We start from the raw sequence: 26,979 nt of genomic DNA, 5'->3' as shown, positions 1-26,979 counted from the left end.
GCATGAAACGGGAAGAGATATTGAAGAAATGGGATAAAGTTTCATCGACTCGCAAAAATATATGGGTCTCAGAAATCGTGTTTAACCACCCTGTTAGGCGAGTTGATTGGATCGGATACTTCGCTTCAGACAAAGAAGATGATAGAGAATACACATTGCCCTCATATTCAGACAACATGTCTACAGCATGGAAAGTGGTAGAGCAGATACGTGCGGATGCACCACCCGTTCGTAACGCATTCAAAGCGATGCTTGGTGTAGATATCTTTCAATTGGATCCTGATCTCATATGTAGGTCCGCAATACTGGCAGTATTAGAGGAGGGAGAAACATGCAGTTAACCGTAGAATTGTTAGAGGCTCTGAAACATGCATATTCAAATGAAGGGGTAGTACATGGAGCAGGGTTCAAACGGATGAAAGAATATCATCAATTAGAAAGAATGGGTTTGATTACACTTGATATGAAAGCAATAGGAATGGGAATAGTCTACCTAACAGAATCAGGAAAGTCCTACCTTCCAGGGGAGGAAACAACCGAATGAGTATCAAATGGGAAAACTACCAAATTGTATTGACAGCATTGGGAAATCAAATCGTATTAGGTAAGGTTAAGCCAGGCACTCCGTTTTTAGCAGACAGGAGTGACGACAGAACAAAGCAAGCAGTCGCCGCCGTTGTGAACTATATGAAAAACGAGTACGAAATCCGAAAGCGAGACGATCCGAAAATAAATAACCTTGAGTTTACATTTTCTACTGGTGCGAAATTGGTCTACGAACCGCCGGTCAAGGAGGAATAACAGTGACACCTAACACCGTAACAGCACAAACTCACTGGGTTTGGACAAAGAAGGCTGAGAAATCAAATCTTGCTCCTTATCGTACAAAAGCTGGAGAAAGAGTATGGGAAGCCAGATCCATTGAAGCTCCGGCGAAATGGTTGGAAGATGGCTTAATACAGGATGCTAGTGAGTTTGAAAAAGAAGGTCAGGTTGATTTATTCGATATTTTGGTATGATAGTACAAGTGAAATGCTCGAAAATGCGATGTTATATAAAATGGACATGTGAATTAGTGTAAAGGAGTGCGTTTGAATGGGGGCGGTGGAGCAAATGGAACTTTTCCCGAGTGCTACGGCGGACGAAATCAAGTATGTGCGGCAGCAACTCAAGAAATATCCAGAAATGCGCCGTACAATCACTGTACTGAGTCAGAAGCCCGCATTAAATGACATCGAGCAGAAAGTATTGGCTAAATATAAACGTAAGACAGAAGCCTTAGAAACAGCTATACAATGCATACTCGATGACGAGATAAGAGAGATCTTGCATTATCGCTTTATCCTGCATCACGAGCGATGGGCAGCAGTATCTAAATGGAGCCGCTTCACAGACCGTTCACTGGACCGTAAGGTTCGGGACGGGGTAAAAGCCATCGCCGGGACATTAAAGCTCACACAAGATATAGATTAAGATTGATGACCCTCTAAAAAGAGGGTTTTTATTTTGAGATTATTCATAAAGTTAAAACAAAAGGTTGCATTAGGAAACCAGTTGTGGTATATTTATATCAACAGCAAGGGAACAACGGAAGCCAACAGGCCGGAAAAACCGGATGAGGAAAAGGAGAATATCTATGAAAACATTTAGCGATCTGAACGAATTCAACTCAACAGTTATCGAATGGGAAGGCAAAACACTTAAGACTACACAGGACCCATATCCTACTGATGAGGGGGATCAGTACACGGCTCCTGCTATCGATGCTGAAGGAAACGAATATATCCTATCTTGGTCGGTTATCGATCCAGAAATAACAGACGAGTCCTCTGTCTGTGACTGGGATAATCCTGTAGGAATCACACTGGTAAAGTAGCACCGCCTCTTGAATACGTTGGGGCCGTGTGGTTAGCTGGTAAACTTGGCAATACCACGCGGCAAAACGTAACTAAAACAGCATTATCCATGCTAAATCCGGGCTATCGCGGGAGAGAAAGCAGATTCCCACGTCCGGACGCATTATTTGAGGGGCGGCCTCTGTGGCTGAAAAGTCGGTTTGAAAGAGATCTATAATGCAGATAAAGTCTAAAGGAGTGGTAACGGTGAAAAGAATGACTGAGCAAACCCTGGAAGAGTACAGGGAAGAAGTTTTCGAATTTGTTAGTAGGATTGATATGTCGTTTGAAGATGCGCTCGAATACGTGTTTACACAAGCCCATATACGGGGCAGTTGGGCTGGCAACAAAGGAATTATAGAAAAAATTATAGAATAGTTCCGTTGCGGTTAATCGATATGTGAGAGAGTACAATAAACACGCAAAAAGACCCTACTAGCTGATAGGGTTATTTGTGTCTGTTTTACGTCTGTACAGCGTCGCCTTTATAAAGCGATAACATATTAAAGTAGGGACATAGAGCTAAACGCTCGGGTGTCCCTGCTAACCCTTATCATTGCAGGACTCGGTTACATTGTGGGTCTTGTGCCTAGGCGTTTATCGCCGGTGATGTAGCAATCGGGGGATGCAGTTAAGACCACTGCAAACTTTTATTATGGCCTTCATGGTACAGACAGGTTCGATTCCTGTCAAGGCCAAAACAGACCGGGGTTGATCCGGGCGTTTACATGTGGGCGCATTGTACATATGTATCCTGAAATGAAATGTCGGTCGGCTTTCAGGATTAAGGGATCGGCATACGGGTGAAGGGATATCGAGATAACTATACGGCACGGTCTCGGTATCCCTAAATTTTAGAACACCACCTTAACATATCGAATACTCCACTCTTGATAGCAATCCTCCTTTACCGTGACCAGAGCGGTTAAAGAGTGTGATCCTGGACGCAGCCGGCCCGCGTTAGAAAGTGTCGGATAACAAAGGAATAATCTCCCAAACGTCGAATGATGTAATTGGGGGAGGTGATAAAGATGTCATCAATCGGTCAAGAGGAAGAAGATTTGGTAAGAAAAGCGATGAGTGAATGGAAACAAGAATTAAAACAAGGTATTGAAGAACAAAGAAAGACCATCGCGAAGAGTGAGTTGCGACTAGAAATATTGAGGGCTAAACAAAATGTTTTGGAGTCTGCTTCGAGGAGGTTCCAAGATCCTGAACAGCGCAGATTGTTTTATGAAGCGAATGCAGGGGAATTGGAAAATGAAATCGAGACAGAAGAAAGATTCCTAGAAGGGTTTAAGGCTAAATATCGTGTTGAGACCAGTCATGCTAGGTTAATAATTGAATATATCGAAGCACAATAATAAGTAAGGAGCGCCCTATAATGGGCGCTTTTTTAATTTGCATATTTGCATAAGAAAGGGTGAAAATAGTGTCTAAACAAAGTGAGAGTAAAAGTGGTGGTATTGGTGTATTGGGGTTACTCGGGGTTGCTTTTATTGTATTAAAGCTAACTGGTGTGATTGATTGGTCATGGTGGTGGGTAACGGCTCCATTCTGGGGATTGTTAGCTTTAGGGGTTGTGATTTGGGTGATTTTTTATATTATTGCTGGGATAGTGGCTATCTTTGAAGTAATAACGAAGCGAAGAAAAAGCTGATGCTTGCGCAAAAGATCAAACTCATTACAGCAAATGAAGCCAAAGAGAAGCTAAGACTTACTGACCATGAATACAACCTACTGAAATACTACCAAGGGAACAAACGCAGCAAAGACATAAACGAAGTATGTATGGAGTTGGCAATGTCAAAGCAAAGGTTGGCTAAGACGAAGAGGTCATTGGAACATAAGTTAAATAAACTGTGAGGTGAAAGGGATGTACAAAGAAACTGTATTTAACCGTGAAGACCTGCAAAGCGCTATGGATGCATTGGATCGCTTAGACAAGGAATACAAGATTAAGAAGACGAACGCAGTAGATGTGGAAGATGATAAACCTGCATTTATAGTCAGTAGAGCAAAGAACCCAGAACGATTCGATAGATGGGTTATTGAGGAAGTCGCACAAGCGGTTGGTTTGGTCATATCTAAAGATGAAGGATTTAAAGCGACATTCTTTGATACGCACGGAACTATAAGGGTGGCAGAAGAATGACGCAACCATTCTATCGAAGTAAACAATGGAAACGTAAACGGGCCAAAATCCTTAGAAGAGACGAATACATGTGTCAACAACGCAAAAGGTACGATAAGACCGAACCGGCTACAACAGTACACCATATTTACCCATTGGAGTATTACCCTGAATTAGCATTAGAGGATTGGAACCTGATCAGCCTAAGTGATAAGCAACATAACGCAATGCATGACAGAGTGACACATGAATTGACAGCATTGGGGTTGGAGTGGCAAGAGAGAGTGAGACCACATTATGAAAGGTGGAGGGGAAAACAATGAATGGTTTGGTTAAAGCAGCTGAGAGTGCTCATGAACTTGGTATGGCATATGAAGAGCTAGCCATGGCACTGAGTGTCTTTGGTGATAGCGCAGAGTGTAATGAGCAGTCGATTGAGATGGAGATAGTGTCTGGCACAATAAATGCTGAGGATATTGATCGTCATCGAGATTTGGAAGAGTTGATGACCAAATATGGATCCCCCCCTCCTAAATTATAGTTTTAACCTATCAATGGGACCGGGCAGGGTAGATTTTTCCAATAGAGCGGGTTTCCAATAAATTTTTTTGGGGGAGGTGAGAGCATAGTGAGCGTACCAACTAAGGAGACGATCAAGAGGCGAACGATAGCGGATATGAAAGAGCTTGGAGTGTACAAAACCCAATACGGGCGCATAATTGACCTTTATTCTGGATTGGTGCATCAGTTTCTGATCCTTAACCAAAAATTCGAAGATGAGGGGATGCAATATGAAAGCTTTACTGCTGCTGGAGGTGCAAAAAAGTCACCGATTGTCGCAACCCTGGAATCATTGCGTAAGGATATTTTGGCATACTCTAACCAACTATGTCTCAATCCAAAGTCCCTTGAAAGTGTCACGGTGGAAGACAAGAACAAAAAATCCACCCTAGCAAGCGTATTGGGTGATATGAGTGATTAACTTCAAAAACTATGACACGGTAAAAGAGTATGCCAGCAGCATTATTGAGGGACGGAAGGTTGCTTGTAAAGAAGTAAGACAGGCATGTGAGAGGTTTTTCCGAGATATTGAGAACCCTGCATATGACTTCAACCCTAAAGATGCTGAATTTGTCATAGGGATCATCGAAAAAACATTCGTCCACCAAAAAGGCGAAAACATGGAGGGGTATCCACTTAGGGGTAGGCCTTTTTTATTGGAACCATGGCAGAAGTTCATTATCTATAACCTTCTTGGTTTCTTCCATACCGGAACTAAGCTGCGGAAGTATAAAGAAGCGTTCAACATGCTACCGAGGAAACAAGGGAAGACGCCGCTTATGAGTTCCTTGGCTTTTGGTCTTGGTCTTCTGGAAAGGAAGTCTGGTGCTGAAGTCGTCATCGTTGGCGCACAGCTCAAGCAAGCTTTACAGAGCTTCAACTTCTTGAATTACAACTTGAAGCACATGGGCGAGGAAAAGAACTTCCGTATCCTCGACAATAACCAAGAGCACAGCATAAGTGGTGAACTTGGCGATGGGTATATGAGGATTGAAACGATTGCTGGTAACAGTGATCGTATGGACTCGCTTAATACCCTTATTCAGATCCTGGACGAGCTACACCTTTACCGGAATGCCAGCCAGTACAACACCATCAAGGAATCAGGCAAGGCGTACCGGAATAGCTTGTGTATCGGTATAACAACGGCTGGAGACAACATGAACAGCTTTTGTTATAACCGCATGGTTTATGGACAAAAGGTGCTTGAAGGCACGGTAACCGATGAACAGTTATTCGTGTTTATCGCCAAAGCGGACAAACACCCTGATACTGGCGAGGTTGATTATACCAATCCAAAAGAGCATGAAAAGGCTAACCCCAATTACAATGTGTCGGTATCAGGCCAAGAGCTGATGAACGATGCTATGCAAGCCCAAAACGATCCGCAGCAACGGAAATCGTTCCTGGCGAAGTCGCTTAACATATATACGTCTGCTATGAAGTCGTATTTCAACATTGACGAATTCAAATCATCGGATCGCAAGTACGAGTGGACACTTGAACAACTCGCTAAATTACCTATTGATTGGTACGGAGGGGCCGACTTATCTAAACTCCACGACTTAACGGCTACAGCTCTTTACGGGAACTATAAAGGCGTAGATATCGTTGTATCACACGCGTTTTTCCCAATTGTAGCTGCTACGAGGAAAGCGGACGAGGACAACATTCCTTTGTTTGGCTGGAAAGAAGATGGCTTGCTGACAATGACCAACACGCCTACCGTCAACTACACGGATGTTATTAAGTGGTTCGTTGATATGAAAGCAAAAGGATTCAAAATCAAGCAAGTGGGATTCGACCGGAAGTTTGGCCGGGAGTTCTACTTAGGTATGAAGCGAAAAGGATTCTCTATTGTGGATCAGCCACAGTATTTCTACAAGAAGTCCGAGGGCTTCCGTAGAATCGAGAAGCAAGCCAAAGATGGTAATCTGTACTACCTTCATTCCCAAGCTTTTGAATACTGTGTTCAAAACGTCCATGCCATAGAGAAGACAGATGACATGATGCAATACGAAAAAGTAACACCTGAACAGCGGATTGATATTTTCGATGCCGCTGTTTTTGCTGCTGTCCGAATGCTTGAAAACATTGAACGGGCTGGCAGTGCTTCTAAATGGCTGAATGGGGGGTGATGAAACTGAGCAAAAAGAAGCGTAACCGAAACCAAAACGCTAAGAATACAAGGGCCGAGCCGCAAAGCAACCTAGGGTGGTTCCTAACAACCGATGCATACGACACTTTGTGTGTACCGGGATACACGAGATTATCCGACAACCCTGAAGTGAAAATGGCTGTTCATAAAATCGCGGACTTGATCAGCTCTATGACGATCCATTTAATGCGAAACACCGCAAATGGAGATGTGCGAGTTCAGAATGAACTTTCTCGAAAGATCGACATTAATCCTTACAGCCTTATGACTCGTAAGAATTGGATGTACAACATCATCTACACCATGTTACTTCCTGGTGAGGGGAACAGCGTTGTGTTTCCGCAGCTGCGCGAAGGTTTGATTGATGAGTTGATTCCATTCAAACCGAGTAGAGTCACCTTCCAAGACACAACCAACGCTTATCAAGTCACATATCAAGGCAAGATATACGATCATGATGAAATCCTTCATTTTGTGATGAACCCTGATCCTGAAAGGCCGTGGATAGGAACAGGGTATCGCATAGTGCTGAAAGACATCGTTGATAATCTCAAGCAAGCCACAGCCACCAAGAAAGGCTTTATGAGTGGCAAGTATATGCCTAGTCTTATCGTGAAGGTAGACGCTAACACAGCGGAATTATCGAGCGAGGAAGGCCGTGACAAGGTATTTGATATGTACCTCAAACGGTCCGAAGCAGGGCAACCGTGGATTGTCCCGGCTGAGATGATCGATGTCGAACAGATCAAGCCGTTATCCCTGAACGATCTTGCTATTAACGATGCGGTACAACTAGATAAAAGAACAGTAGCTGGACTCTTAGGAGTACCGGCTTTTTTCGTTGGTGTCGGAGATTTCAAAAAGGATGAATACAACGCCTTTATTAATACGCGGATCTTGCCCATGGCACAGGGGATCGTACAGGAGCTGACAAGGAAATTGCTGTTTGCTCCTGAGCTGTATTTCAAGTTCAATCCGCGCAGCTTGTACGCCTACGACATGAAAGAGTTAGCAGAAGTTGGTGGCAATCTGTACATTCGCGGTTTGGCAGAAGGAAACGAAGTTCGTGATTGGCTGGGCATGTCGCCTAAAGAGGGATTGGATCAACTGGTTATCCTGGAAAACTTCATCCCGGCTGGCATGATTGGCGACCAGAAAAAATTGAACCCGGGAGGAGGTGAGGACGATGGATAGGAATCAGAAAGTAACCCGAAGCGTACAGACAGAGCTACAGACTCGGGCCGAAAGCGATAGCTCTGATATGTTCATCGAGGGTTATTTTGCTGTGTTTAATCAGCAAACGGAGTTATGGCCTGGAGCATTTGAAGAGCTTGCTCCTGAAGCATTCAATGAAACGCTAGGAAACGATGTGAGGGCCTTAATCAACCACGATACAACGTTGGTGTTAGGCAGGAATAAATCAGGTTCCTTGGAGCTTAAAGTGGACTCACACGGACTTTGGGGGCGCGTCAAGATCAACCCGAATGATTCTGATGCGGTGAACATGTACGAGCGTGTTAAACGTGGCGATGTGGACCAGTGTAGTTTCGGATTTAACATCCTACAGGAAGATACTGAGTTTCGTGATGATGGCGGCGTGAAGTGGACAATCCGGAAAGTGGATCTTCATGAGGTTTCCGTTTGTACATTCCCAGCCTATGCGGCAACCGGCGTACAAGCCCGTAAAGCGGAAGTTGAGCAGCACAAAAAACGACAGATGCAACAACGAAAACAACAATTGAAAGCGAGGTTGAAATAATGGCACTTAGACAAATCATGTTGACGAAGAAAATAGAACAGCGGAAATCGTCTCTTGCTGAGTTGATTGAGCAGGAGAAAACGTTGGAAACACGAGCGCAAAAACTGGAACAAGCAATTGAAGAGGCACAAACGGTGGAAGAAGAAGCTGCTGTGACTGAAGAAGTCGAGAAGTATGAAGCAGACAAGACAGAACTGGAAGGCAAGAAGACAACACTTGAAGGTGAAATTGCTGACCTGGAAGGCGAGTTGGAAGAATTGAACAACAAAGAACCAAAGAATACGCCTCCTGCTGATGGTGGCGAACAAAGACAAAAACAAACACAATCCCAAGGGGGCGAAACGAGAATGAGAGAAAACAAATTCGAAACACGCGCACAAATGATTGAGCGCTTGAACCAACCAGAAGTACGGGATTTCTACACCACGATTGCAAAGGCAGTAAATGACAAACGCGCCTTGTCCGGTACTGATATCGTTATTCCAGAACAAGTAATTAACATGATTCAACAGCGTTTGGGAGACTACTCCACGCTGTATCGTGAAGTTACCGTGGAGCAGTTGAACGGAACAGCTCGAATTATCATGGATGGAGCCATCCCAGAAGCGATCTGGACTGAAATGTGTGATCCGGTTGAAGAACTGGCTTCTGCATTTAGCCAAACAGAACTTGATGGATTTAAGGTGGGTGGATTCATCCCGGTATGTAACGCTATCCTCGAAGATGCGATGATTAACCTTGCAAACTTCATAGAAACGCGATTGTCTATGGCAATTGCCAAAGCACTGGATAAAGCAGTTTTGATCGGTCAGGGTGCGTCTGCAAAACAACCTATGGGTATTATTACTGCCCTTGCATCTGTCCCTACACAAAATGTGGACAGTGACGGAACGTTGGGTGACATCGTGGGGAACATGGCACTGATCGACGATGGAGAAGATGGTGTACCAGTGGGCGAGGTTATCGCAGTTATGAAGCGTTCCACATACTACGCTCGGATTGCACCGCAAACCTTCTTGCCAACTGCTGACGGTCGTTTGGTTATCCAAACAGCGCAGTCTCCACGACTCCCGGACGGTACACGGGTTGTATTCAGTCAATATGCACCGGCTGACACTATCGTATTGGGAGACTTCAAAAAGTACCTTCTCGGTGAGCGCCGTGGTGTGCAATTGGCGGTTTCTACAGATGTACGCTTTATCCAAGACCAAACAGTGTTCAAAGGTACGGCGCGTTATGACGGTAAGCCAATCTATCCTGAATATTTCGTTGTCATTACACTTGATCCTGTTGTTCCTACTCCATAATAAGGCGGCCTAGTGCCGCTCTCTATTTTTTGAAAGGAGATGATTTCAATGGCGAAAGTATTGAAGAAATTCAAAGATAAGTTGACAAACCGCACTTATGAAATCGGAGAGGAATTCAACGGCGAGCGTCAAGAATTTTTAGAGTCACTTGGATATATTGAGATCGAGGAAAAGAAAGAGAGAAAGAAAAAGAAAAAAGGCGATGAGTAGGTGATGATCTATGGATGAAACACAAATCCTACTGCTCGTTAAAGAGCGTCTAGGCATCCGTACAGCGGTTAGAGACTCATACCTTACCGCTATTGTACAAAGCGTGTTGAAGGAACTTCAGGATCAAAATGGATTGAATCTTGATCCTACAAATGCCTATCATCTTATGTTTTGTGTTGACTTTGCAACGTGGCGTTATCAAAGTGCTACCAACAACGAAACTTCATTCACTGGATCGCCTGTATCAATGCCAAGACACCTTCAATACCGATTGCACAACCTTTTGTTGCATGTTGGGAGTAAATTATGAGTTACGATCATGAATTGATACTCATTACTCCGGGTGGAATCATTGAGGATGACATAGGCAATCAGATACCAATTGATCCAGCAAGAACTCCTGTGTATTGCGAACTACGTTCAGTAGGTCGGAATGAGTTTTATAACGCTGCTGTAACAGGTCTACGGCCTGAGTTTATTTTTGTTATTCACGGTTATGAGTACAACGGCGAGCAAACGGTTGAGTTCGAGGGCGGACAATATCGTGTGTTGCGGACATATTCCAATAACTTCGAGGAAATTGAGTTGACTGTGGAAAGGGTGGCTGCTGATGGCTAATATCTCCATTGATAAGTTAGCATCAGAAGTCGTTAAGGCAGTGGCTGAATACAACGAGGATGTGTCAAGGTCAATAGATAAAGCTGTTGATGATGCGGCGAATGATATGTTGCGCGATACGCAAGCGAATGCACCTAAAAACACTGGTGATTATTCCAAGGGTTTTAAGAAGACCAACCGCGACAGCATGGGAACAACAAGACGGATTATTTGGAACAAAAAGTATTCGCGTATAGTCCATTTGCTTGAATTCGGACATGCCAAGGTTGGTGGTGGTCGCGTAGCTGGTAAACCGCATTTACGATTGGCCTATGATCGAATCGAACCGCAAATGATGGAAAAGATCCGTCAAATCATCAGGAATGGGGGTTAGGAATGACACAAGCTGAACTATATACTGCATTGAAGTCACTTGGGTTGCCAGTGGCTTATTCGTCATTCGCAACGTCACCTAGCCCTCCATTCATAACCTATCAGTTCGCTTATGACAATGATTTTATGGCAGACGGATTTAACTATGCTGAAATTAGTAATTTTCAGGTGGAATTGTATACGAAGATTAAGGATCAAGTTGCTGAAAAGTTGGTTCAGGACAAGTTCAAAGAACTGAAAATGCCGTATCGGAAAAACGAAGCTTGGTTAGACAGCGAAAAACTAATTCAAATCATATATGAGATACAACTAATTGGAGGTTGAGATAATGAGCAAAAACAAAGTTACCTTCGGTCTGGATAAAGTCCATATCGCTTTTGAGGATACAACAGTGGTTGATTTGCCAGCCTGGAAGACCCCTATAGCTGTTCCTGGTGCGGTTAGATGGACACCAGAAGCTCAAGGTGAATCGACGCCGTTTTATGCCGACAACATGACATATTATGTTGCCACTAGTAACAATGGTTATACAGGTGAGTTAGAAATGGCGAACATACCCGATGAAGTACTGGCAGAAATGTTAGGTTGGGAGATCGACGATAATGGCATGTTGGTTGAAGTAGCTGACGCGCAACCGAAAAAATTCGCTTTACTTGGTCAGGTTCAAGGTGATAAGCGTAACCGGAGATTCGCCTATTACGATTGCCAAGCTACACGTCCAGCAAAGGAGCGTACAACAAAAGGAGAATCTGTCGAACCCACAACAGATGTTTTAAATGTGAACGTGTCGCCAATTGAGATCGATAACCGAATGGTTGTAAAAGGTGATTTGGAGTTAAGTGATACCAATGCTACAGCTTTCAATAGCTTCTTCACCACGGTTTACCTGCCAACTTTCACAGTTCCTACACCTTAATGGAGGATTGAAAAATGAGAGAAATAAACATTGGTAACCAAGTTGTAAGAGTCAGAGCAACCACTCTGGCTCTTTTGTTTTATAAGCAGGAATTCAAAAGTGATTTGCTCGGTGATCTGATGAAGATGGGGCAGGTTGCAGAGGATCCTTCCAAACTTGAGGTTTTATCTGTGCTGCAACTGATCTGGGCCATGGCAAAAGCAGACTCTTACGGTAAGCAGTTCCCTTCATTCGAAACGTGGCTTGGATCACTTGAGAACATTGATTTTTCCGATGCTAATTTCTTGACCGCTGCTATGGAGGAAGCCGCAGACGGATTTTTTCGTGCCGGAGTCAAAGGAGCAGTCCAAAAGTAGCGGTAATGATGACAATATCGAAATCCGTTTATTGGCGCTTGGTAAGCGTTCGGGATTAAGTTTCACAGAAATTAACGAATTGAGATCATCGGATCTTATATCATTCGCAAAGTTTTATTCCGGTGCCGAAGACGATAAGCCGAAAGACGCTACACAGGATGATATTGACGCATTTTACGGCAGATAGAGGTGAGTAGATGGCAGAGACAATACGTGGCATTAACGTCCAAATAGGAGCCGAAACAACGGGGCTATCGAAAGCCCTATCAGACGTTAACAAACGAAGTAGGGACATACAGTCAGAGTTAAAGCAAGTTGAACGATTGCTGAAGCTTGATCCAGGTAATACGGAACTGCTTGCACAAAAGCAAAAGCTCTTATCCGATGCAATTAATAATACGAGCCAGAAGCTGAACACCTTGAAAACTGCCCAGCAGCAGGTGAACGAGCAGTTCGCCCGAGGCGAGATAAGTGAAGGCCAATATCGAGCATTTCAACGCGAGTTAACTAAGACTGAGCAAGAACTGAAAAAGATGGATGGCCAACTTGATGAAACAACGAAATCACTGAAAGAACAAGGGGTGGTTGTTTCTCAACTCGGCAAGGACTATCAGGAATCATTCGAACAAGCCCAGCAGTCAATGGGTAACAGCTTCGAGCAGATGAAAAAAGTCGGTGCCGGGGTCACGGCTGTTGGTGCTGGTATTGCTGCTGGTTTGGGTGTGGCTGTAAGTAAGGCCGCAGACTTCGAACAAGGCATGGCAAACGCATTCTCTGTTATGGCTCCTGAAGAAGTGACAGAGTTCAGAGATGAACTTGAAAAGTTAGCAATCACAATGGGAGCTGACACAAAGTATAGCGCCACGGAAGCTGCACAAGGCATAGAGGAATTAATCAAAGCCGGTGTCAGTATCCAAGACGTGTTAAGCGGCGGTTTAGATGGTGCCTTATCCTTGGCTACAGCCGGTGAGCTTGAGTTGGCGGATGCGGCTGAGATTGCATCGACAGCCCTTAACGCTTTTAAAGCAGATGCAATATCGGTCAATGATGCGGCTGATATCTTAGCAGGGGCCGCGAATGCATCCGCAACAAGCGTTGGAGAATTGAAGTTCTCGCTTGCCGCTGTATCATCTGTTGCATCAGGAGTAGGACTGAGTTTTGAAGATACCACTACTGCGCTTGCTTTATTTGCGCAAAACGGCCTTAAAGGTTCTGATGCTGGTACCTCCCTAAAGACAATGCTCATGCGCCTTACACCTACTACTGATGCCGCAGCAGCTGAGTTTGACAAGCTTGGTTTGTACTCATTCAACGCTCAAAAGGCAATGGATTACTTGGTCAGTAATGGGGTAACGCCTGTTTCATCTGCTACTAAAGATGTCGTAGATGCGATGATGACCTATTCAGCTGAGTTAGATGGCGTTAAGGTAGGATCGGCAAAAGCCAATAAAGCCTTTAACGAAATGGCTTTCAGCTCAGGAGCGATGTCATCAGAGTTTTATGATGCCAACGGTAATTTAAAATCAATGGCTGAAATTGCAGATATCCTGCAAAACTCCTTGAAAGATATGACAGCGGAACAACGTCAGGTAAGCTTGAACACCTTGTTCGGATCTGACGCTATTCGTGGTGCCAACATCCTTTTTAAAGAGGGAGCCAATGGTATTAACTCAATGGCTGAGGCTATGGGTAAGATATCGGCGGCAGATGTGGCGGCTCAGAAGCTAAACACCTTTAAAGGTGCTATGGAAGAGTTGGGCGGCTCTGTTGAAACTGCTCAGATTTCATTGGGTACCGCATTACTCCCGGCCCTGGATATGTTGGCAAAACTCGTTCAAGGATTGGTTGATGGTTTCAACTCGCTCTCACCTTCAGTTCAATCATTTATTGCCATTGCAGGTGCTATAACAGCAGTGTTGGCGTTAATAATCGGCCCTTTAACATTGCTAGTCGGGTTTCTACCTCAGATAGCAGCAGGATTTACGATGTTAGGACCGGCTATATCGGTAATAACCGGACCAATCGGCATAGTTATTGCTGCCGTTGCCGCTCTAGCTGCTGGACTTACCTATTTATACAACAATAACGAGACTGTCAGGAATGGCCTGAATGCAGCCTGGGAGTTCTTGAAAACAGCAGCAACCAATGTGTTCAACGGGATAAAATCCTTTTGGAACAAATGGGGTGCCGATATTGTTGCTTTCTTCAAAAACAATTGGGAGATAACCAAGTCCGTTTTCAAAGTAGTATTCGATGCTATAGCCCAAATTGTAAAGAAGGTATTTGACGACCTTAAAGCGTTCTGGGCCAAGTGGGGTCCAGAGATTACTCAAGCGTTCAAAAATGTATTCGAAATATTAAAAACAGTATTTAGTGCGGTATTCAACGCTATAGCTGCTGTAGTAAAAATGATATTCAACGGGATTAAATCATTCTGGGATACATGGGGTACAACGATCAAGGGGCTGTTTACAACCGCCCTAAATGTGATCAAAACTTTATTCTCTGGAACTTGGAATTCCATCAAGATAACTATTGAAACCGTGATTGGCGTAATATCTGGTGTTATCAAAGCTTTCCTTGCAGTCCTAAAAGGGGATTGGAAAGGTGCCTGGGATGCTGTGAAAGGCATTGCTGAATCGATATGGAACGGCATTAAGAACATGTTCTCCAATGTCGGAGCAACCATGAAGACCATCGGTAAGGACATCATGCAAGGACTTATCAATGGTATTAAGGATATGGCTGACGCGGTATGGAACAGCGCAAAGGATGTTGCTGCTAAGATCAAAAACGGATTCAAAGACTTCTTCGGAATTAAATCTCCATCTCGTTTGATGATGGGATACGGCGAGTACATTTCGGAAGGTTTGGCTATCGGTATTGCTGATGCTGGTAGGTTGGCTGTTAAATCAGCCGAGAATCTATCAGGAGCCGTTTCTAAGGCCATGTCTGTCGATCCGGTAGGTTTATCGGTTGCGGCATCGAGTGCGATGTCAGGAGCGCAAGGAAGCGCACCTACAGGCGGTGTGGTTAATCAATACAACATGGAAGGGATGTTCAAGGGAGCTAACTTCAATGTTCGCAATGATGAAGATATCAGGAAATTGAGTCAAGGAATCGGAAGTTATATCACTGGAAACTCAAGAGGATTGGGAGGTGTGGCGACTTGAGTCACGAAATAGTATTAACCCTAGACGGTGTAACACCGAAGTCGTTAGGCATGGGAGTGTTTCGCAGGACTCAGCGCCCAATCCTATCTTCTACGGTGGATACTATTGTCACGGTCCCGGGAATGCACGGAGCATATGACTTCGGGGCAACCATGGGGCCGAAACAATTTGAACTGGAATGTGCGTTTTTCGCAAAGAACCATATAGAATTGCAGCAACGTGTTTCGGCGCTTGCTGCTTTTTTATTGGATGGTGATGGGAGACCGAAGACAATGCCTATCATATTTGCTAATCAACCGGATAGGCAGTATACGGTCCGGTATACTGGCGATTCCCCAATTGATCGAATAGGTGGTCTCGGTACATTTACATTACCATTTACGGCATTTGATCCATTCGCCTATAGCACGTATTGGTCCCATGAAATAAACGTAGATAGTCTCATAGTCGTTGATAGCGATATATACGTTGATACAGCGTATGAATTTTTCGTTAACGGTCCACAAACCATTCCAACATATAACACAGGAAATCAAAACGCCCAGCCAATCATTGAGATAGCCGGGGCGTTTTCTTATTTATCTCTGACGGTTGGTGGCGTTGAATTTATATATTCAGTTCCGATGTCCGGAACACTTACTTTGGATTTCCAACGTAAGACAGCCTGGATCGGGACGCAAAATGTTTTACAAAACACGAACGCACGGTTCGGTAAGTTGCCTGTTGGAATATCCAACATTCAGGTAAGTGGAACAGGATTGAACTACAATATGAAACTTAAGTTCCGTCAGAAATATGCGTAAGGGGTGAATTAAATGGCAGACATCGAAATCATTAAAGGTGCGGATAACGGTAATCCACCCGACACATTGCGAGAAATGTATCCGAAAATAAATCGTAACTTTCAAAAGATTAACTCACAATTGACGGGACATGTCGCCTCAACAACAGCACACGCCGCTCAAGACATTACTTATTCAGGCGATGCGCCAGGGGCCAATACAAAAGAAGGTATTGACAACACGTATAAACGCATTAGTGAAATTGTTGCTCAGGCGGGTGATGACAATACTGAAATTGTTGATTCTCGTGATGGTTACGATGTATTGGGTGATCGATTAAATGCTATGACTAGCGAAATAAGCTCAAAAGCAGAAAGATTGTACTTTAATATTAGAAGTTTTGGGGCGACAGGGGATGGTGTAGCAGACGATACCCAGGCTTTGAAGGATGCTATTAACGCTGCTTCTGTTGGCGGTGGGGTAGTGTTCGTTCCATCAGGTTGTTTTGTATGTACGGACACGATTGAAGTGCCGCACAATGTTCATATCTTGGGTTCTGGAGCTTGTTACTGGACGGCATTTGATTTAGGTGTTGGAGGTACTGATCCGAGAGGTGTCGACAACAGGACACAAGGCTCAATTCTTTTATTTAAAGGAACAGGACAAACACAATTTGCAACAGGTAGAGCAGATTACCCGAGTTTGACAAGCGCGGTTAAAAACACTTCGGGATCGTATGTAACCGTAAGAGACCTAGCGATCATATGTGATTTTGATGTATATGACACTTTGGGTAACTATACAAGTCCATCAAACGACAATAGAGCGAAATTCGATGTCGGTCTATGGCTCGATGAAGGAAGACAGTGTTTGGTTGATAACGTGGTTGTAGGCGGATACTGGGCCAAATTCGGATTACTGATTGAGGCCACAGCGAATAGTGTATCAGCTGATGACAATAAACTCACAAATTCGATTTTTCAAGGGAATATTGGAGTTGGTATTTTAGGTAGTGATGACGGGAATTTAGGGAGCAATATAACAACTCTAGAAGGTTCAGAAGGTGTTTCCTCAACTTCATTTGTGAATTGCATTATCCATAGTCAGGACCACCATTCGAAGGATTTATTTTCTCCAAATCTTGATAATGGAGACACAGCGCTTTTAATCGACGGATATATTTCTGGTGGTAACACTATCAGAGGACACTTCTTCACGAATTGCAAAATTAGAACAAAAACTGATATACCGGTAAAACTAAACAGATGCAGAAGAGTGTCTTTTACATCTACCCATTTCGAAACGCCAGGGAATGCATTGAATAACACACCAAAATTCTCAGCTACAAACAACACACAAGATGTTTCCTTTGTAGGATGTCGAATTGCTGACAATCTTGATTTATACAATGAGTTTGATGCCAAAGTATTGGGGGATATAACCTTTGTCCCAGATTATGTAATGTATTCTAACGGACCGAGGCGAAATGCAGAATTGATGGACATCACTTTCATACTAGAATTCAGGTACAGTGGAGGGAAGATTCAGCATAGATTGGGTGAGGACATGGTAGGGCAAACCAATGCACAACGAATAAGGCGAGCCCTTTGGTTTCCGATAAAAGACGGGTATGTCCCAAATGAATGGACTGACACTCCTCTAACTGAAGATTACTCTAAAGGCGTGTGCATTATTGGCAATAGAATCAAGACGGGATTCAGGGTTGGGGTTAGACGTTTTACTGGTATTGCGGTTACAGAGAAATACCGTAAAACTACTAGCCCAAGAGCGAATGTAGTTTGTGAATGTAAATCTATAAACGCTCCTGAACTTCCTTATGTGTGGACTGGCGGTGTTTTAACTATCGATATGTTTTACGATTATGGTCGCACTAATTTGGATATGAGCGCGGTAGCCGAATATGAGAATAGTACTGTCGCTACTTTTCAAATTAGGTTTATGGGAAAGGTTGGATATCATTTGATAGACGGTGTTGAAAATTAAAAGAAAGGGATACAGGTGTATCCCTTTTACATTCTTGGCGTAAGTTTTTTTGTTAATTTAGCAAGAGGCTTTTCAACAAAAAAGTACATTAATATTCCAAATGAAAAAACTAATATGAAGTAGAAAAACCAGCCATACACGCCAGTACTAATGGGTGATTTATAAATCATGAAAATGTAATTGTACAAGAAAATAGAGTAAGAATACTCACCCAACTTAGATAGTGAAAGATTGAGTGTGTTATTTTCTGATAATTTCAAGTTGGAATAGTAAAGCATGAAAAATCCGAACAAAGAACCGGTTACGATGTGATCTATAAATTGGTTTGAAATTAGAGGGACCTTAAGAAAAGTTGTGTGAATAATCAATATCGTGAATAAGACGACAATGATTTTATTGTTTATGATACTTAGTATCTTATCTTTATATAGGAAAGCTAAAATGCCTAAAACAAATACTACAAGATAACTAAATATCGATGTATCTAAAATAACTTTGTATTTACCGTAGCTCGTGCCTGACAAAAAATAAGGTATTATGATTAAGTTAATAATAAGCGTAACCGCTGCTGAGCTAACAAAAAGGAACAACGGCTTCTTTAGTGCTGTTTTGTACAATAGTGGGAAGATTAAGTAAAACTGCATTATTGGTGCTACAATCCACAGTACACCAGATATAGAATATACAGTAGAAGGATCTAAGTTGTGAAGGAAAAGAATATGTAAAATATTATCGATAACACCATGTGATTTATTTGTAACCCCTAAATAAAGGAGTATATTCCATACTAATAAACAAACATAGTATGGTGGAGCTAATCGCATAAATCTGTTCATGACAAATTTCTTATAACCTGCTAAATTGTCAAAAGTCTCATTTTTTTTACTAGTGGTGTACGCCAAAGAAAACCCAGAAATAAAGAAAAAAAGATCAACTCCAAAATAGCCGCGTTCAAATATTGCAAACATATTATAATGATAAAAAGTTATCTCTGGTTTTCCTAACATTCGCCAAAGATGATAACCAGTAACTAACAGTATTGCAATAAACCTAAAATGATCAATATAAAAGTGTCTAGTCTGTTTCATGTCGTGTACCCCTCTTGAATAGTGTAGATATTATAACATGCTACGAATAAGGATTGTGAAAATTATGCAATCTATATTTGATTCTCTTGGAGGTGATACGTTGATAACAATATTAAACTCATATCTCCAACCTCTAGCCATATTTGAGGATTATCTAAACGATGAAATAACCGAACAACTAAACGGAGCTTATACTCTTAGATTTTCAGTTGTACTTGATGAAGATAAGAGCCAATACATCCAAGTCGGTAATATTGCTGAGGCTGAAGGACAATATTTCAACATAGTCAAGCACAGGCGTACACGATCAGAAAGCAATGAGGTAGCCATAGCAGTGGAATGTGAGCAGGTCTCTTATGACCTGCTTTTTCATTTGTTCGAAGGTGGGTTCATCCATACAAATACACCTTGGGTTTTATTGAACATGGCGCTTGAGGGAACGGGGTTCATGGTCGGTGCGGTCCAACATCATCAGTACGTGAGCATAGAACTAAAAGAAGGCGTTAATGTCCGTGGTGTCCTGATGGAAATAGCAGCTCAAACAGGATGCGAACTGTACTTTGACAAATACACCGTGTCATTGCTTTCTAGAAGAGGCCAAGATCGCGGCGTGCAATTCCGGTTAGGCAAGAACCTCAAAGGTATCGTAAAGGACGTTAACGGGCAATCAGGCGAGGTATTAACGTCCTATGAAATCGATGTGGTGGAACTGAACACATTACCGGAATTCGAAGGCCTGGAATATTTCGAACTCGGGGACACCGTGGACATCATTGACGAGGAATTAGGGATCAATGAACAACAGCGTATCATTGAATATTCCTATTCACCTAAACGCCGCATCAATTCCAAAGTAACCATAGCCAATTATATTGAAGGTATCCAGGATACTATTTACCTGATTCAGACGACAACAGTAGGCAAGGACAAATGGATGTATGGCGTTAAGATTGGACCGGACGAAGGGATAGTCATCGAACGCTACGACAAAATGGCTAAATCCATTTTTAACGCTGATGAATTCCGCATGCAGAAGGGCAACGGTAGCGGAAGTTATACGGATTCTTTATACTTCGATCCGATCAACCAAGAATATGAATTTACAGGAGTCGTAAGAGCCGGTCAATTTATCGGCGGGGAGATTCAAATAGGAAGCAACTTCAGTGTTGATGAAACTGGTCATATGAAGGCTGTAGGAGCTGAATTCAGCGGGGATATAACCGCATCCACCATAACTGGCGGTACAATAACAGGAACTGATATTTATGGGGCCACCATAACTGGTAGTACCCTAAGAACATCGTCAAGTGGCGCTAGAATCGAGGCTGACATTTTTGGATTGAGCGCCTATGATCAGTCTGGCACATTGCGTGTCGCTTTAGGCATGAATAGTGGAGCAGGTATGTCTGGACACGTTTATTACGGACCAGATGGAAGTTATGAGGGGCAGGTATATTCTATCTCTGATGAACTGCACATTATTGCAGACAACACATTATTCCTTCGAGCTTTTGGGCAAACGAAATTTCAAGGTGTAGTAGATTTTAGCGATGCAACTGTAATCGGATTATAAGGAGGCGTGGACATGGCAGAAGCGAAAGTTATTTCCAAAGAACATGTATTCGAAGAAGGTAAGGTAGTTATAACCGAAACCGTAGAGAAGAAGTTGTCATTGGAGGAATTGCAACGCGAGATAAATCAATACAGGGTGCAGCAACAAGGCATTATTCGTCAGGTCGAGTCATTGAAAAAGCAATATGAATTACTGGAACAGAATGCGGCAGAGGTTCAAAGAATCATTGACAGCGTAGATACCTCATTTCCAGATTTCTAAAAAAAGGGTCTATGTATAGAGAGAATGGGGGTAAGGGTCGTGGGGGAATGGTCTGGAGAAATATTTAAAACCATATCCACAGTATCGGGGGCGCTGATGGGTTATATGTTTGGAGGTTGGAGCCTGTTGATACACATATTATTGGTTTTTGTCATCATTGATTGGTTAACTGGCTGGGCGGCTGCTTGGATCAATGGAGAGCTTAGAAGCAGAGTCGGATATTACGGTATTGCCCGAAAGATAGCAATATTCCTGCTAATCATGGTGTCACACTTTATAGATATGGCCCTAGGGGGATTACAGTATTTCCAAAATGCTGTGATCTTTTTTTATTTGGCAAACGAACTGCTATCGATAATTGAAAATGTGGGACGTATGGGTGTTCCTGTCCCTCAGGTATTGCGTGGGGCGATAGATGCATTCAACAAGAAGAGTGGGGAGGGGGATGAGAAGGATGTCGTACAAGATAGTTCAGAAGGGGAACCAACACACAAACAGCAGCAGTAGAGATGGACATGTACCTTATGTAATTGTTAACCACATTTCAGCCGGTTCGATGGGAAGCATGGATAATTGGTTCACTTCTTCAGGTAACAAGGTAAGTAGTGCACACTTCGGTGTTTCTAAGAAAGGTGAAATCCATCAATATGTTCCGATTGAACGGATGGCATGGGCAAATGGCATGAGCAAATGGGAGCAGTTAAACGCTAAGGCAGATGTAGTGCGAAACAATCCAAGCATTAATCCGAACAAATATACAGTTAGTATCGAGCATGAAGGTACTGACGGGCTACTGACGGTCGAACAGTTCGCTGCTTCTATCTGGTTGCACAAATATATCCAGGCAGAAATAAAACGCCTGTATAGGCGCGACATGAAGCTTGACGAGTACCATGTGATTGGGCATTTTCAAGTGGATCCAAAACGAAAACCGTATTGTCCCGGTACTAAGTTTCCGTGGGACCAGTTGTACAAAGAATTAAAGAAAGTGGGTGTTACTAAAGTGGAACAACAGAAAGTGAAGGTCCTCGTAAACGGCAAGAAGGTTGCAGATGGATACTTAGACGGTGGAACCACATTCACGCCATCTAGGGCAGTTGCAGAAGCTCTAGGAGCGTCTGTCAGATGGGATAAAGATAACTTAACGGTGCATATCACCAAGGAGGATAAATAAATGAATAATGAAGTATTAACAACGGTTCTGGCCTTTGCTACGACATTGGCCGTTTTTGTGTTGGCTTTGGTGCAATTAGCGAAGAAAACAATCAATATGCCGGTTAACATCGTTCCTGTTGTTGGTCTGATAATCGGGGTATTGGTGGGAGCTGCTGCATATCCTTTTACCGATCTTGATTTAACTTTGAGGTTGTGGGCTGGTGGTATCGCCGGTTTATCTGCGACCGGCTTATTTGAGTTGGTATTTAGTGATCGTAAAGGCACCACGAAGGATTGATATTGTTTACAAATTGTCCCAAATGAAATATAATAACTTCAAAACCGATAGCATCGGTAAAGATAACCCTGTTGGCTTAGGCTGACGGGGTTATTTTTTTGTTAGTGGGTTGTCTTCATACATACTTATATCTAACTCTAGATACTTACGCATTAATACAGATGCCTCTGCCGTTATAAACTCCCAACGCAACTCAATATCCGATCTATATCCCCTACACATAAACTTTGCATGTATCCCTATCTTGGTGCTGTTCTGTTCGTATACTTTAAGGCCCTTGGACCGGAAATGCTTTTTCACATCCTTTAGATCATCCCATGCTCTGTTTATGGCTAGCTTTATTGTATCTATATATGGTCCGGGCGTTTTTAGATTAGCTTCAATGTATCGGCAGTCCCGTTCATAAGCAGCAATCACAAGTACCAATAATATATATCTTTTGACATACATACGATCTTCAGGCGTAATAGCTTCTAAAATACTCATTTCACCAACCTCCAAATACGAACATATGTACTATATTATATCCAAGCACATATTAAATCAATCCTTGTTAAGAACATTTGTTCGTAGTAATATTATACCAAAATAGTATTTATAACTGGGATCTCTCGTTCTGTTTATTTCTAATGTGCTTGAATAGGTTAAGTAATATTAATAGGCGGAGGAGGTGGAGTTTCTAAAGTTGGCAACAGCTATCAATGCTAATGCAGTAGCCATTATTATCAAATATATTATGTTGGATTTGGTTATGAGAGAGGTGTTCTAGAAAGAGGGGTGAATGATGTTAGGTTTAGTCAAAGTAGGTAATTAATCCTAGTAAAATTTTACCAATGGTTGAATTAACCAATATTAATGTATAGTGTGGGTATACAAGGGCCCGGGGAGAAGCCTATTGATCGCTCCACACCCAATCATACAAATCTTCCATATCACATCTAAGTACATACGAAATTGTTCTCATTGCTCCTGGCGACATATAAGCGCGGTTGTTAGCGTAATGAGATATGAGTTGTCGAGAGTAACCGGTTCTTCTCGATAACTCAGATTGGGTCATACGTCTTTGCGCTAGACGTTGCTTCAATAGGCATCTCCCTTGGGAAAATGCCACAGTAACTTCTCCTTTCGAGGATGTTACTGGAACTAGTATATATTTTTTTTACTTCAAATGACATAGGAGATGATGATGGGTATGCAAGCAGGATCTAATGATTGCCCCAAGGGAATTAAATCATTGCGTCTAAGACGAGGTTATTCATTAACTGAAGCAGCTACTCATATCGGAATTACAGAAAATGAGCTAACCAACTATGAAGCCAACCCCAGCGAATTGCCCATTAAAGTTGCAGTCAGATTAGTTGGACTTTATGGTACGGATTTTCAGTACGTTTGCTTTCAGAATTGTTGTAATTTAAGATAAAGCGGAGGGTATACCCCTCCCACTTTTTTCCCACACTTTTTATGTCGAACAAATTAACTCACCAATTTGTACCCTGAAACATCCAGAATCAAACAGATACAGAAAGGGTAAAGGCTTGATGTGCCTAGTGATTAAACGCACTGAAACATTCTGATTTGTAAGCGCATAATAAAAAATTTATGGTGTCGATAAAACATTTTGATGCGGCGAATGTCGTCGCTTATGTTCACATATCAGACAAAATCCAGTATGATATGAGAAGGTTTTGTGACTAGGACCATAGCAATTTTTTTGCGTGTTTTTCTTTTTCATCCGACTTCATGAAAATGTTTTCATGAAAGTCAAAACCGTTCAGTTTATCCCGATCACAAAGGAGAGATGATGCATGACAGCTACCAAGGGTTTGGAAGGCATTGTAGCTACCACCTCCGCGATTAGTTCGATCGTCGATGGCGTTCTGACCTACCGTGGATATGATATTGACGATCTCGCAGAACATGCAAGTTTTGAAGAGGTAGCCTATCTGCTCTGGTTTGGAAAGCTTCCAAACGCAGAGGAGCTCAAGGCGCTCCAGCAGGATTTGAGCGACTACGCTGCAATTCCGGATGAGCTTATTGAGCAGATCAGATTGTATCCGAAGGACGGCAATACGATGGCTGCGCTTCGTTCCGCTGTATCCGCGCTTGCGCTGTACGACGCAGAAGGCGATGATATGAGCCGTGAAGCGAATGAGAAGAAAGCGGTTAAACTGCAAGCTCAGCTTCCGACTATCATTGCTGCTATCGCTCGTGTGCGTCAGGGCAAGGATCCGGTAGCTCCCAAAGCCGGCGTCTCCATTTCGGAGAACTTCCTGTATATGCTGAGAGGCGAGGATCCTGATCAGACTTCCATCAAGGCGCTGGATCAGGCGCTCGTCCTTCACGCGGATCACGAGCTTAATGCATCCACGTTTGCAGCCCGCGTAACCGTAGCAACACTGTCTGACATATATTCCGGTGTTACTTCTGCCATCGGCGCACTCAAAGGTCCTCTGCACGGCGGTGCGAACGAAGCCGTTATGAAGATGCTGAACGAAGTCGGTTCGCTTGATCGGGCACAGGCTTACATTCAGGAGAAGCTGGACAACCGTGAGAAAATTATGGGTTTTGGACATCGTGTTTACAAAAACGGCGATCCCCGCGCGAAGCATCTGCAAAAAATGTCTCGTGAGCTTGGTGAAATGAAAGGGGATACCACGCTGTATGACATGTCGGTTCTGATCGACGAGACGGTTACAAACCAAAAGGGTCTGAAGCCGAACGTTGATTTCTATTCCGCATCGGTTTATACTCAGCTCGGCATCGAGCAGGAGTTGTTCACACCGATTTTTGCCATCAGCCGCGTATCCGGATGGACTGCGCATATCCTTGAGCAGTATGAAGGCAACCGTATTATCCGCCCGCGTGCAGAGTATACAGGTTTGACCGATCAAAAATATGTGCCGATAGAACTTCGCTAAGTGACTGGCAATCATGTACAATAGGCTAGAGAACCGCTTAAACGTGAGCGAATCGCGGCTGGCGGGTTTCTCTGTGCCTATTCACATGGATTTTTCTGAATGGCTAGAAATAAGAACCATATTCGAAGGAGGAACTCATACTTATGAAATTGGAAAAATTCGCACTACCGACTGAAGGCGACAAAATCACGATTGATAACGGCAGCTTGCAGGTACCTAACAACCCGGTCATCCCTTTTATTGAAGGTGACGGGACGGGCCGTGACATCTGGAAAGCTTCCAAGCGCGTGCTTGATGCAGCTGTAGAGAAAGCATATAACGGTTCCAAGAAAATTGCCTGGTATGAAGTGTTTGCCGGTGAGAAGGCTTACAATACATACGGTGAATGGCTCCCGAATGATACGCTTGAAGCGATTCGCGAGTACATCGTTGCAATTAAAGGACCTCTTACGACGCCAATCGGTGGCGGTATCCGTTCCCTGAACGTTGCTCTTCGCCAAGAGCTGGATCTGTACACTTGCTTGCGTCCTGTTCGTTACTTCACAGGCGTGCCATCCCCGGTAAAACGTCCCGAACTGGTTGACATGGTTATTTTCCGTGAGAATACAGAGGATATCTATGCAGGTATTGAATATAAAGAAGGTTCCGAAGAAGTGAAGAAAGTGATCAAGTTCCTTCAAGACGAGATGGGAGCGAACAAAATCCGTTTCCCGGAAACGTCCGGTATCGGCATCAAGCCTGTATCCGCTGAAGGTTCCAAGCGTCTTGTTCGTGCAGCTGTGGAATATGCAGTTAAGCATGGACGTAAGTCCGTTACGCTGGTTCACAAAGGCAACATCATGAAATTTACGGAAGGTGCCTTCAAAAACTGGGGTTATGAAGTGGCTGAAGCTGAATTTGGCGATAAAGTGTTCACTTGGGCTCAATACGACATCATCAAGGATCAAGAAGGCGTCGATGCGGCTAACGCTGCTCAGAAGGCAGCTGAAGATGCTGGCAAAATCATCGTAAAAGATGCGATTGCTGATATCGCGTTGCAGCAGGTTCTGACACGTCCAACCGACTTTGATGTGATCGCAACGCTGAACCTGAACGGTGACTATCTCTCCGACGCACTGGCTGCACAAGTTGGCGGTATCGGTATCGCTCCAGGTGCTAACATTAACTATGTAACAGGACATGCGATTTTCGAAGCGACTCATGGTACTGCTCCGAAATATGCTGACAAAGACGTGGTGAACCCAGGCTCCGTTATCCTGTCCGGCGTTATGCTGCTTGAGCATTTGGGATGGCAGGAAGCGGCTGACCTGATCTACAAAGGCATGGAAACATCCATCAACAACAAAACCGTGACTTATGACTTCGCTCGCCTCATGGAAGGCGCTACAGAAGTAAAATGCTCCGAGTTCGCAGACGAAATCATTAAAAACCTGTAAGGAGG

37 protein-coding genes are annotated in these 26,979 nt (G+C 43.3%); 34 read left to right on the top strand and 3 right to left on the bottom strand.

Annotated features, from left to right (window positions below; translation table 11 throughout):
- Nucleotides 1-2 precede the first annotated feature (2 nt).
- The 26 genes from M2277_RS04045 (at nucleotide 3) to M2277_RS03920 (ending at nucleotide 18,245) form a co-directional block, all read left to right on the top strand.
- On the top strand, nucleotides 3-341 hold the full coding sequence (locus M2277_RS04045) for a hypothetical protein (protein WP_280754209.1): 339 nt from the start codon (nucleotides 3-5) through the stop codon (nucleotides 339-341).
- Nucleotides 332-544, top strand: a complete 213-nt coding sequence (locus tag M2277_RS04040) for a hypothetical protein (protein ID WP_280754208.1) — start codon at nucleotides 332-334, stop codon at nucleotides 542-544. Before M2277_RS04045 ends, M2277_RS04040 begins: the two co-directional genes overlap by 10 nt.
- Complete coding sequence (locus M2277_RS04035) at nucleotides 541-801, top strand: DUF7446 family protein (RefSeq protein WP_280754207.1); 261 nt, start codon at nucleotides 541-543, stop codon at nucleotides 799-801. Before M2277_RS04040 ends, M2277_RS04035 begins: the two co-directional genes overlap by 4 nt.
- A gap of 2 nt (nucleotides 802-803) precedes the next feature.
- Nucleotides 804-1,019, top strand: a complete 216-nt coding sequence (locus tag M2277_RS04030; protein WP_280754206.1) for a hypothetical protein — start codon at nucleotides 804-806, stop codon at nucleotides 1,017-1,019.
- 76 nt (nucleotides 1,020-1,095) lie between these two features.
- Entirely contained in the window at nucleotides 1,096-1,473 is a 378-nt protein-coding gene (locus tag M2277_RS04025) for a hypothetical protein (RefSeq protein ID WP_280754205.1), read from the top strand.
- Between the two features lie 163 nt (nucleotides 1,474-1,636).
- Nucleotides 1,637-1,876: a hypothetical protein gene (locus M2277_RS04020; RefSeq protein WP_280754204.1), complete on the top strand. Its 240-nt coding sequence runs from the start codon at nucleotides 1,637-1,639 to the stop codon at nucleotides 1,874-1,876.
- 226 nt (nucleotides 1,877-2,102) lie between these two features.
- Nucleotides 2,103-2,273: a hypothetical protein gene (locus M2277_RS04015; protein ID WP_280754203.1), complete on the top strand. Its 171-nt coding sequence runs from the start codon at nucleotides 2,103-2,105 to the stop codon at nucleotides 2,271-2,273.
- Between the two features lie 653 nt (nucleotides 2,274-2,926).
- The gene (locus M2277_RS04010) at nucleotides 2,927-3,259 is read left to right on the top strand and encodes a hypothetical protein (protein ID WP_280754202.1); all 333 of its coding nucleotides are present in this window, start codon (nucleotides 2,927-2,929) and stop codon (nucleotides 3,257-3,259) included.
- Between the two features lie 68 nt (nucleotides 3,260-3,327).
- Nucleotides 3,328-3,555 carry a hypothetical protein gene (locus M2277_RS04005; protein ID WP_280754201.1) on the top strand — a complete coding sequence of 76 codons (228 nt, stop codon included), beginning with the start codon at nucleotides 3,328-3,330 and terminating at the stop codon, nucleotides 3,553-3,555.
- 216 nt (nucleotides 3,556-3,771) lie between these two features.
- Nucleotides 3,772-4,050 carry a hypothetical protein gene (locus tag M2277_RS04000; protein ID WP_280754200.1) on the top strand — a complete coding sequence of 93 codons (279 nt, stop codon included), beginning with the start codon at nucleotides 3,772-3,774 and terminating at the stop codon, nucleotides 4,048-4,050.
- Nucleotides 4,051-4,348: 298 nt separating this feature from the next.
- A complete protein-coding gene (locus tag M2277_RS03995) occupies nucleotides 4,349-4,570 on the top strand; it encodes a hypothetical protein (RefSeq protein ID WP_280754199.1) in 222 nt (73 codons plus the stop codon).
- An 87-nt stretch (nucleotides 4,571-4,657) separates the two neighbouring features.
- Nucleotides 4,658-5,011: a P27 family phage terminase small subunit gene (locus tag M2277_RS03990; protein WP_280754198.1), complete on the top strand. Its 354-nt coding sequence runs from the start codon at nucleotides 4,658-4,660 to the stop codon at nucleotides 5,009-5,011.
- Complete coding sequence (locus M2277_RS03985) at nucleotides 5,004-6,728, top strand: terminase large subunit (RefSeq protein WP_280754197.1); 1,725 nt, start codon at nucleotides 5,004-5,006, stop codon at nucleotides 6,726-6,728. Before M2277_RS03990 ends, M2277_RS03985 begins: the two co-directional genes overlap by 8 nt.
- The gene (locus M2277_RS03980) at nucleotides 6,728-7,942 is read left to right on the top strand and encodes a phage portal protein (protein WP_280754196.1); all 1,215 of its coding nucleotides are present in this window, start codon (nucleotides 6,728-6,730) and stop codon (nucleotides 7,940-7,942) included. The genes M2277_RS03985 and M2277_RS03980 overlap by 1 nt, the downstream gene beginning before the upstream one ends.
- Entirely contained in the window at nucleotides 7,935-8,507 is a 573-nt protein-coding gene (locus M2277_RS03975) for an HK97 family phage prohead protease (RefSeq protein ID WP_280754195.1), read from the top strand. Before M2277_RS03980 ends, M2277_RS03975 begins: the two co-directional genes overlap by 8 nt.
- Nucleotides 8,507-9,814, top strand: coding sequence for a phage major capsid protein (locus M2277_RS03970; protein WP_280754194.1), 1,308 nt, complete (start codon nucleotides 8,507-8,509; stop codon nucleotides 9,812-9,814). The genes M2277_RS03975 and M2277_RS03970 overlap by 1 nt, the downstream gene beginning before the upstream one ends.
- Before the next feature lie 48 nt (nucleotides 9,815-9,862).
- Nucleotides 9,863-10,024 carry a hypothetical protein gene (locus M2277_RS03965; protein WP_280754193.1) on the top strand — a complete coding sequence of 54 codons (162 nt, stop codon included), beginning with the start codon at nucleotides 9,863-9,865 and terminating at the stop codon, nucleotides 10,022-10,024.
- Between the two features lie 10 nt (nucleotides 10,025-10,034).
- Nucleotides 10,035-10,334 (top strand): hypothetical protein, encoded by a 300-nt coding sequence (locus M2277_RS03960; RefSeq protein ID WP_280754192.1) that lies wholly within the window; start codon nucleotides 10,035-10,037, stop codon nucleotides 10,332-10,334.
- Nucleotides 10,331-10,642, top strand: coding sequence for a phage head closure protein (locus M2277_RS03955; protein WP_280754191.1), 312 nt, complete (start codon nucleotides 10,331-10,333; stop codon nucleotides 10,640-10,642). Before M2277_RS03960 ends, M2277_RS03955 begins: the two co-directional genes overlap by 4 nt.
- Nucleotides 10,635-11,015, top strand: a complete 381-nt coding sequence (locus M2277_RS03950; RefSeq protein ID WP_280754190.1) for an HK97 gp10 family phage protein — start codon at nucleotides 10,635-10,637, stop codon at nucleotides 11,013-11,015. Before M2277_RS03955 ends, M2277_RS03950 begins: the two co-directional genes overlap by 8 nt.
- Nucleotides 11,016-11,017: 2 nt before the next feature.
- Nucleotides 11,018-11,338, top strand: a complete 321-nt coding sequence (locus M2277_RS03945) for a hypothetical protein (RefSeq protein WP_280754189.1) — start codon at nucleotides 11,018-11,020, stop codon at nucleotides 11,336-11,338.
- Between the two features lie 4 nt (nucleotides 11,339-11,342).
- Nucleotides 11,343-11,930, top strand: a complete 588-nt coding sequence (locus M2277_RS03940) for a major tail protein (RefSeq protein WP_280754188.1) — start codon at nucleotides 11,343-11,345, stop codon at nucleotides 11,928-11,930.
- Between the two features lie 14 nt (nucleotides 11,931-11,944).
- Complete coding sequence (locus M2277_RS03935; protein ID WP_280754187.1) at nucleotides 11,945-12,286, top strand: hypothetical protein; 342 nt, start codon at nucleotides 11,945-11,947, stop codon at nucleotides 12,284-12,286.
- Nucleotides 12,287-12,483: 197 nt separating this feature from the next.
- Nucleotides 12,484-15,459, top strand: a complete 2,976-nt coding sequence (locus tag M2277_RS03930) for a phage tail tape measure protein (RefSeq protein ID WP_280754186.1) — start codon at nucleotides 12,484-12,486, stop codon at nucleotides 15,457-15,459.
- Complete coding sequence (locus tag M2277_RS03925) at nucleotides 15,456-16,262, top strand: distal tail protein Dit (RefSeq protein ID WP_280754185.1); 807 nt, start codon at nucleotides 15,456-15,458, stop codon at nucleotides 16,260-16,262. Before M2277_RS03930 ends, M2277_RS03925 begins: the two co-directional genes overlap by 4 nt.
- Before the next feature lie 12 nt (nucleotides 16,263-16,274).
- Nucleotides 16,275-18,245 (top strand): glycosyl hydrolase family 28-related protein, encoded by a 1,971-nt coding sequence (locus M2277_RS03920; RefSeq protein WP_280754184.1) that lies wholly within the window; start codon nucleotides 16,275-16,277, stop codon nucleotides 18,243-18,245.
- Between the two features lie 26 nt (nucleotides 18,246-18,271).
- Here the strand turns inward: M2277_RS03920 and M2277_RS03915 are convergent, their stop codons facing one another.
- Complete coding sequence (locus tag M2277_RS03915; RefSeq protein ID WP_280754183.1) at nucleotides 18,272-19,333, bottom strand: acyltransferase family protein; 1,062 nt, start codon at nucleotides 19,331-19,333, stop codon at nucleotides 18,272-18,274.
- Nucleotides 19,334-19,433: 100 nt separating this feature from the next.
- Here M2277_RS03915 and M2277_RS03910 point away from each other — a divergent pair, with 100 nt between their 5' ends.
- The 5 genes from M2277_RS03910 to M2277_RS03890 are packed head-to-tail and all read left to right on the top strand — an operon-like array spanning nucleotide 19,434 to nucleotide 22,620.
- Entirely contained in the window at nucleotides 19,434-20,906 is a 1,473-nt protein-coding gene (locus M2277_RS03910) for a phage tail spike protein (protein WP_280754182.1), read from the top strand.
- A gap of 12 nt (nucleotides 20,907-20,918) precedes the next feature.
- Nucleotides 20,919-21,167, top strand: coding sequence for a hypothetical protein (locus M2277_RS03905; protein ID WP_280754181.1), 249 nt, complete (start codon nucleotides 20,919-20,921; stop codon nucleotides 21,165-21,167).
- 24 nt (nucleotides 21,168-21,191) lie between these two features.
- Nucleotides 21,192-21,674 carry a phage holin family protein gene (locus tag M2277_RS03900; protein ID WP_481857752.1) on the top strand — a complete coding sequence of 161 codons (483 nt, stop codon included), beginning with the start codon at nucleotides 21,192-21,194 and terminating at the stop codon, nucleotides 21,672-21,674.
- Nucleotides 21,622-22,341: an N-acetylmuramoyl-L-alanine amidase gene (locus M2277_RS03895; protein WP_280754180.1), complete on the top strand. Its 720-nt coding sequence runs from the start codon at nucleotides 21,622-21,624 to the stop codon at nucleotides 22,339-22,341. The genes M2277_RS03900 and M2277_RS03895 overlap by 53 nt, the downstream gene beginning before the upstream one ends.
- Nucleotides 22,342-22,620 (top strand): holin, encoded by a 279-nt coding sequence (locus M2277_RS03890; RefSeq protein WP_076152795.1) that lies wholly within the window; start codon nucleotides 22,342-22,344, stop codon nucleotides 22,618-22,620.
- Nucleotides 22,621-22,710: 90 nt separating this feature from the next.
- On the opposite strand, the gene M2277_RS03885 is transcribed toward M2277_RS03890, so the two are convergent.
- Both M2277_RS03885 and M2277_RS03880 read right to left on the bottom strand, forming a co-directional pair.
- Nucleotides 22,711-23,106 (bottom strand): YhjD family protein, encoded by a 396-nt coding sequence (locus M2277_RS03885; protein ID WP_280754179.1) that lies wholly within the window; start codon nucleotides 23,104-23,106, stop codon nucleotides 22,711-22,713.
- A gap of 406 nt (nucleotides 23,107-23,512) precedes the next feature.
- Nucleotides 23,513-23,731 carry a helix-turn-helix domain-containing protein gene (locus M2277_RS03880; RefSeq protein WP_280754178.1) on the bottom strand — a complete coding sequence of 73 codons (219 nt, stop codon included), beginning with the start codon at nucleotides 23,729-23,731 and terminating at the stop codon, nucleotides 23,513-23,515.
- A gap of 81 nt (nucleotides 23,732-23,812) precedes the next feature.
- Here M2277_RS03880 and M2277_RS03875 point away from each other — a divergent pair, with 81 nt between their 5' ends.
- The 3 genes from M2277_RS03875 (at nucleotide 23,813) to icd (ending at nucleotide 26,974) form a co-directional block, all read left to right on the top strand.
- Nucleotides 23,813-24,040, top strand: a complete 228-nt coding sequence (locus M2277_RS03875; protein WP_280754177.1) for a helix-turn-helix domain-containing protein — start codon at nucleotides 23,813-23,815, stop codon at nucleotides 24,038-24,040.
- Between the two features lie 385 nt (nucleotides 24,041-24,425).
- Complete coding sequence (gene citZ, locus M2277_RS03870; RefSeq protein WP_006212036.1) at nucleotides 24,426-25,538, top strand: citrate synthase; 1,113 nt, start codon at nucleotides 24,426-24,428, stop codon at nucleotides 25,536-25,538.
- A 143-nt stretch (nucleotides 25,539-25,681) separates the two neighbouring features.
- On the top strand, nucleotides 25,682-26,974 hold the full coding sequence (gene icd, locus M2277_RS03865; RefSeq protein ID WP_036643299.1) for an NADP-dependent isocitrate dehydrogenase: 1,293 nt from the start codon (nucleotides 25,682-25,684) through the stop codon (nucleotides 26,972-26,974).
- Nucleotides 26,975-26,979 lie beyond the last annotated feature (5 nt).

The sequence above is a fragment of the Paenibacillus sp. LBL genome (genome assembly GCF_029893715.1).
GTDB lineage: Bacteria > Bacillota > Bacilli > Paenibacillales > Paenibacillaceae > Paenibacillus_AQ > Paenibacillus_AQ glucanolyticus.
The sequence above is the reverse complement of the archived record's forward strand: the minus strand, read 5'-3'. Positions and strand labels throughout refer to the sequence as shown.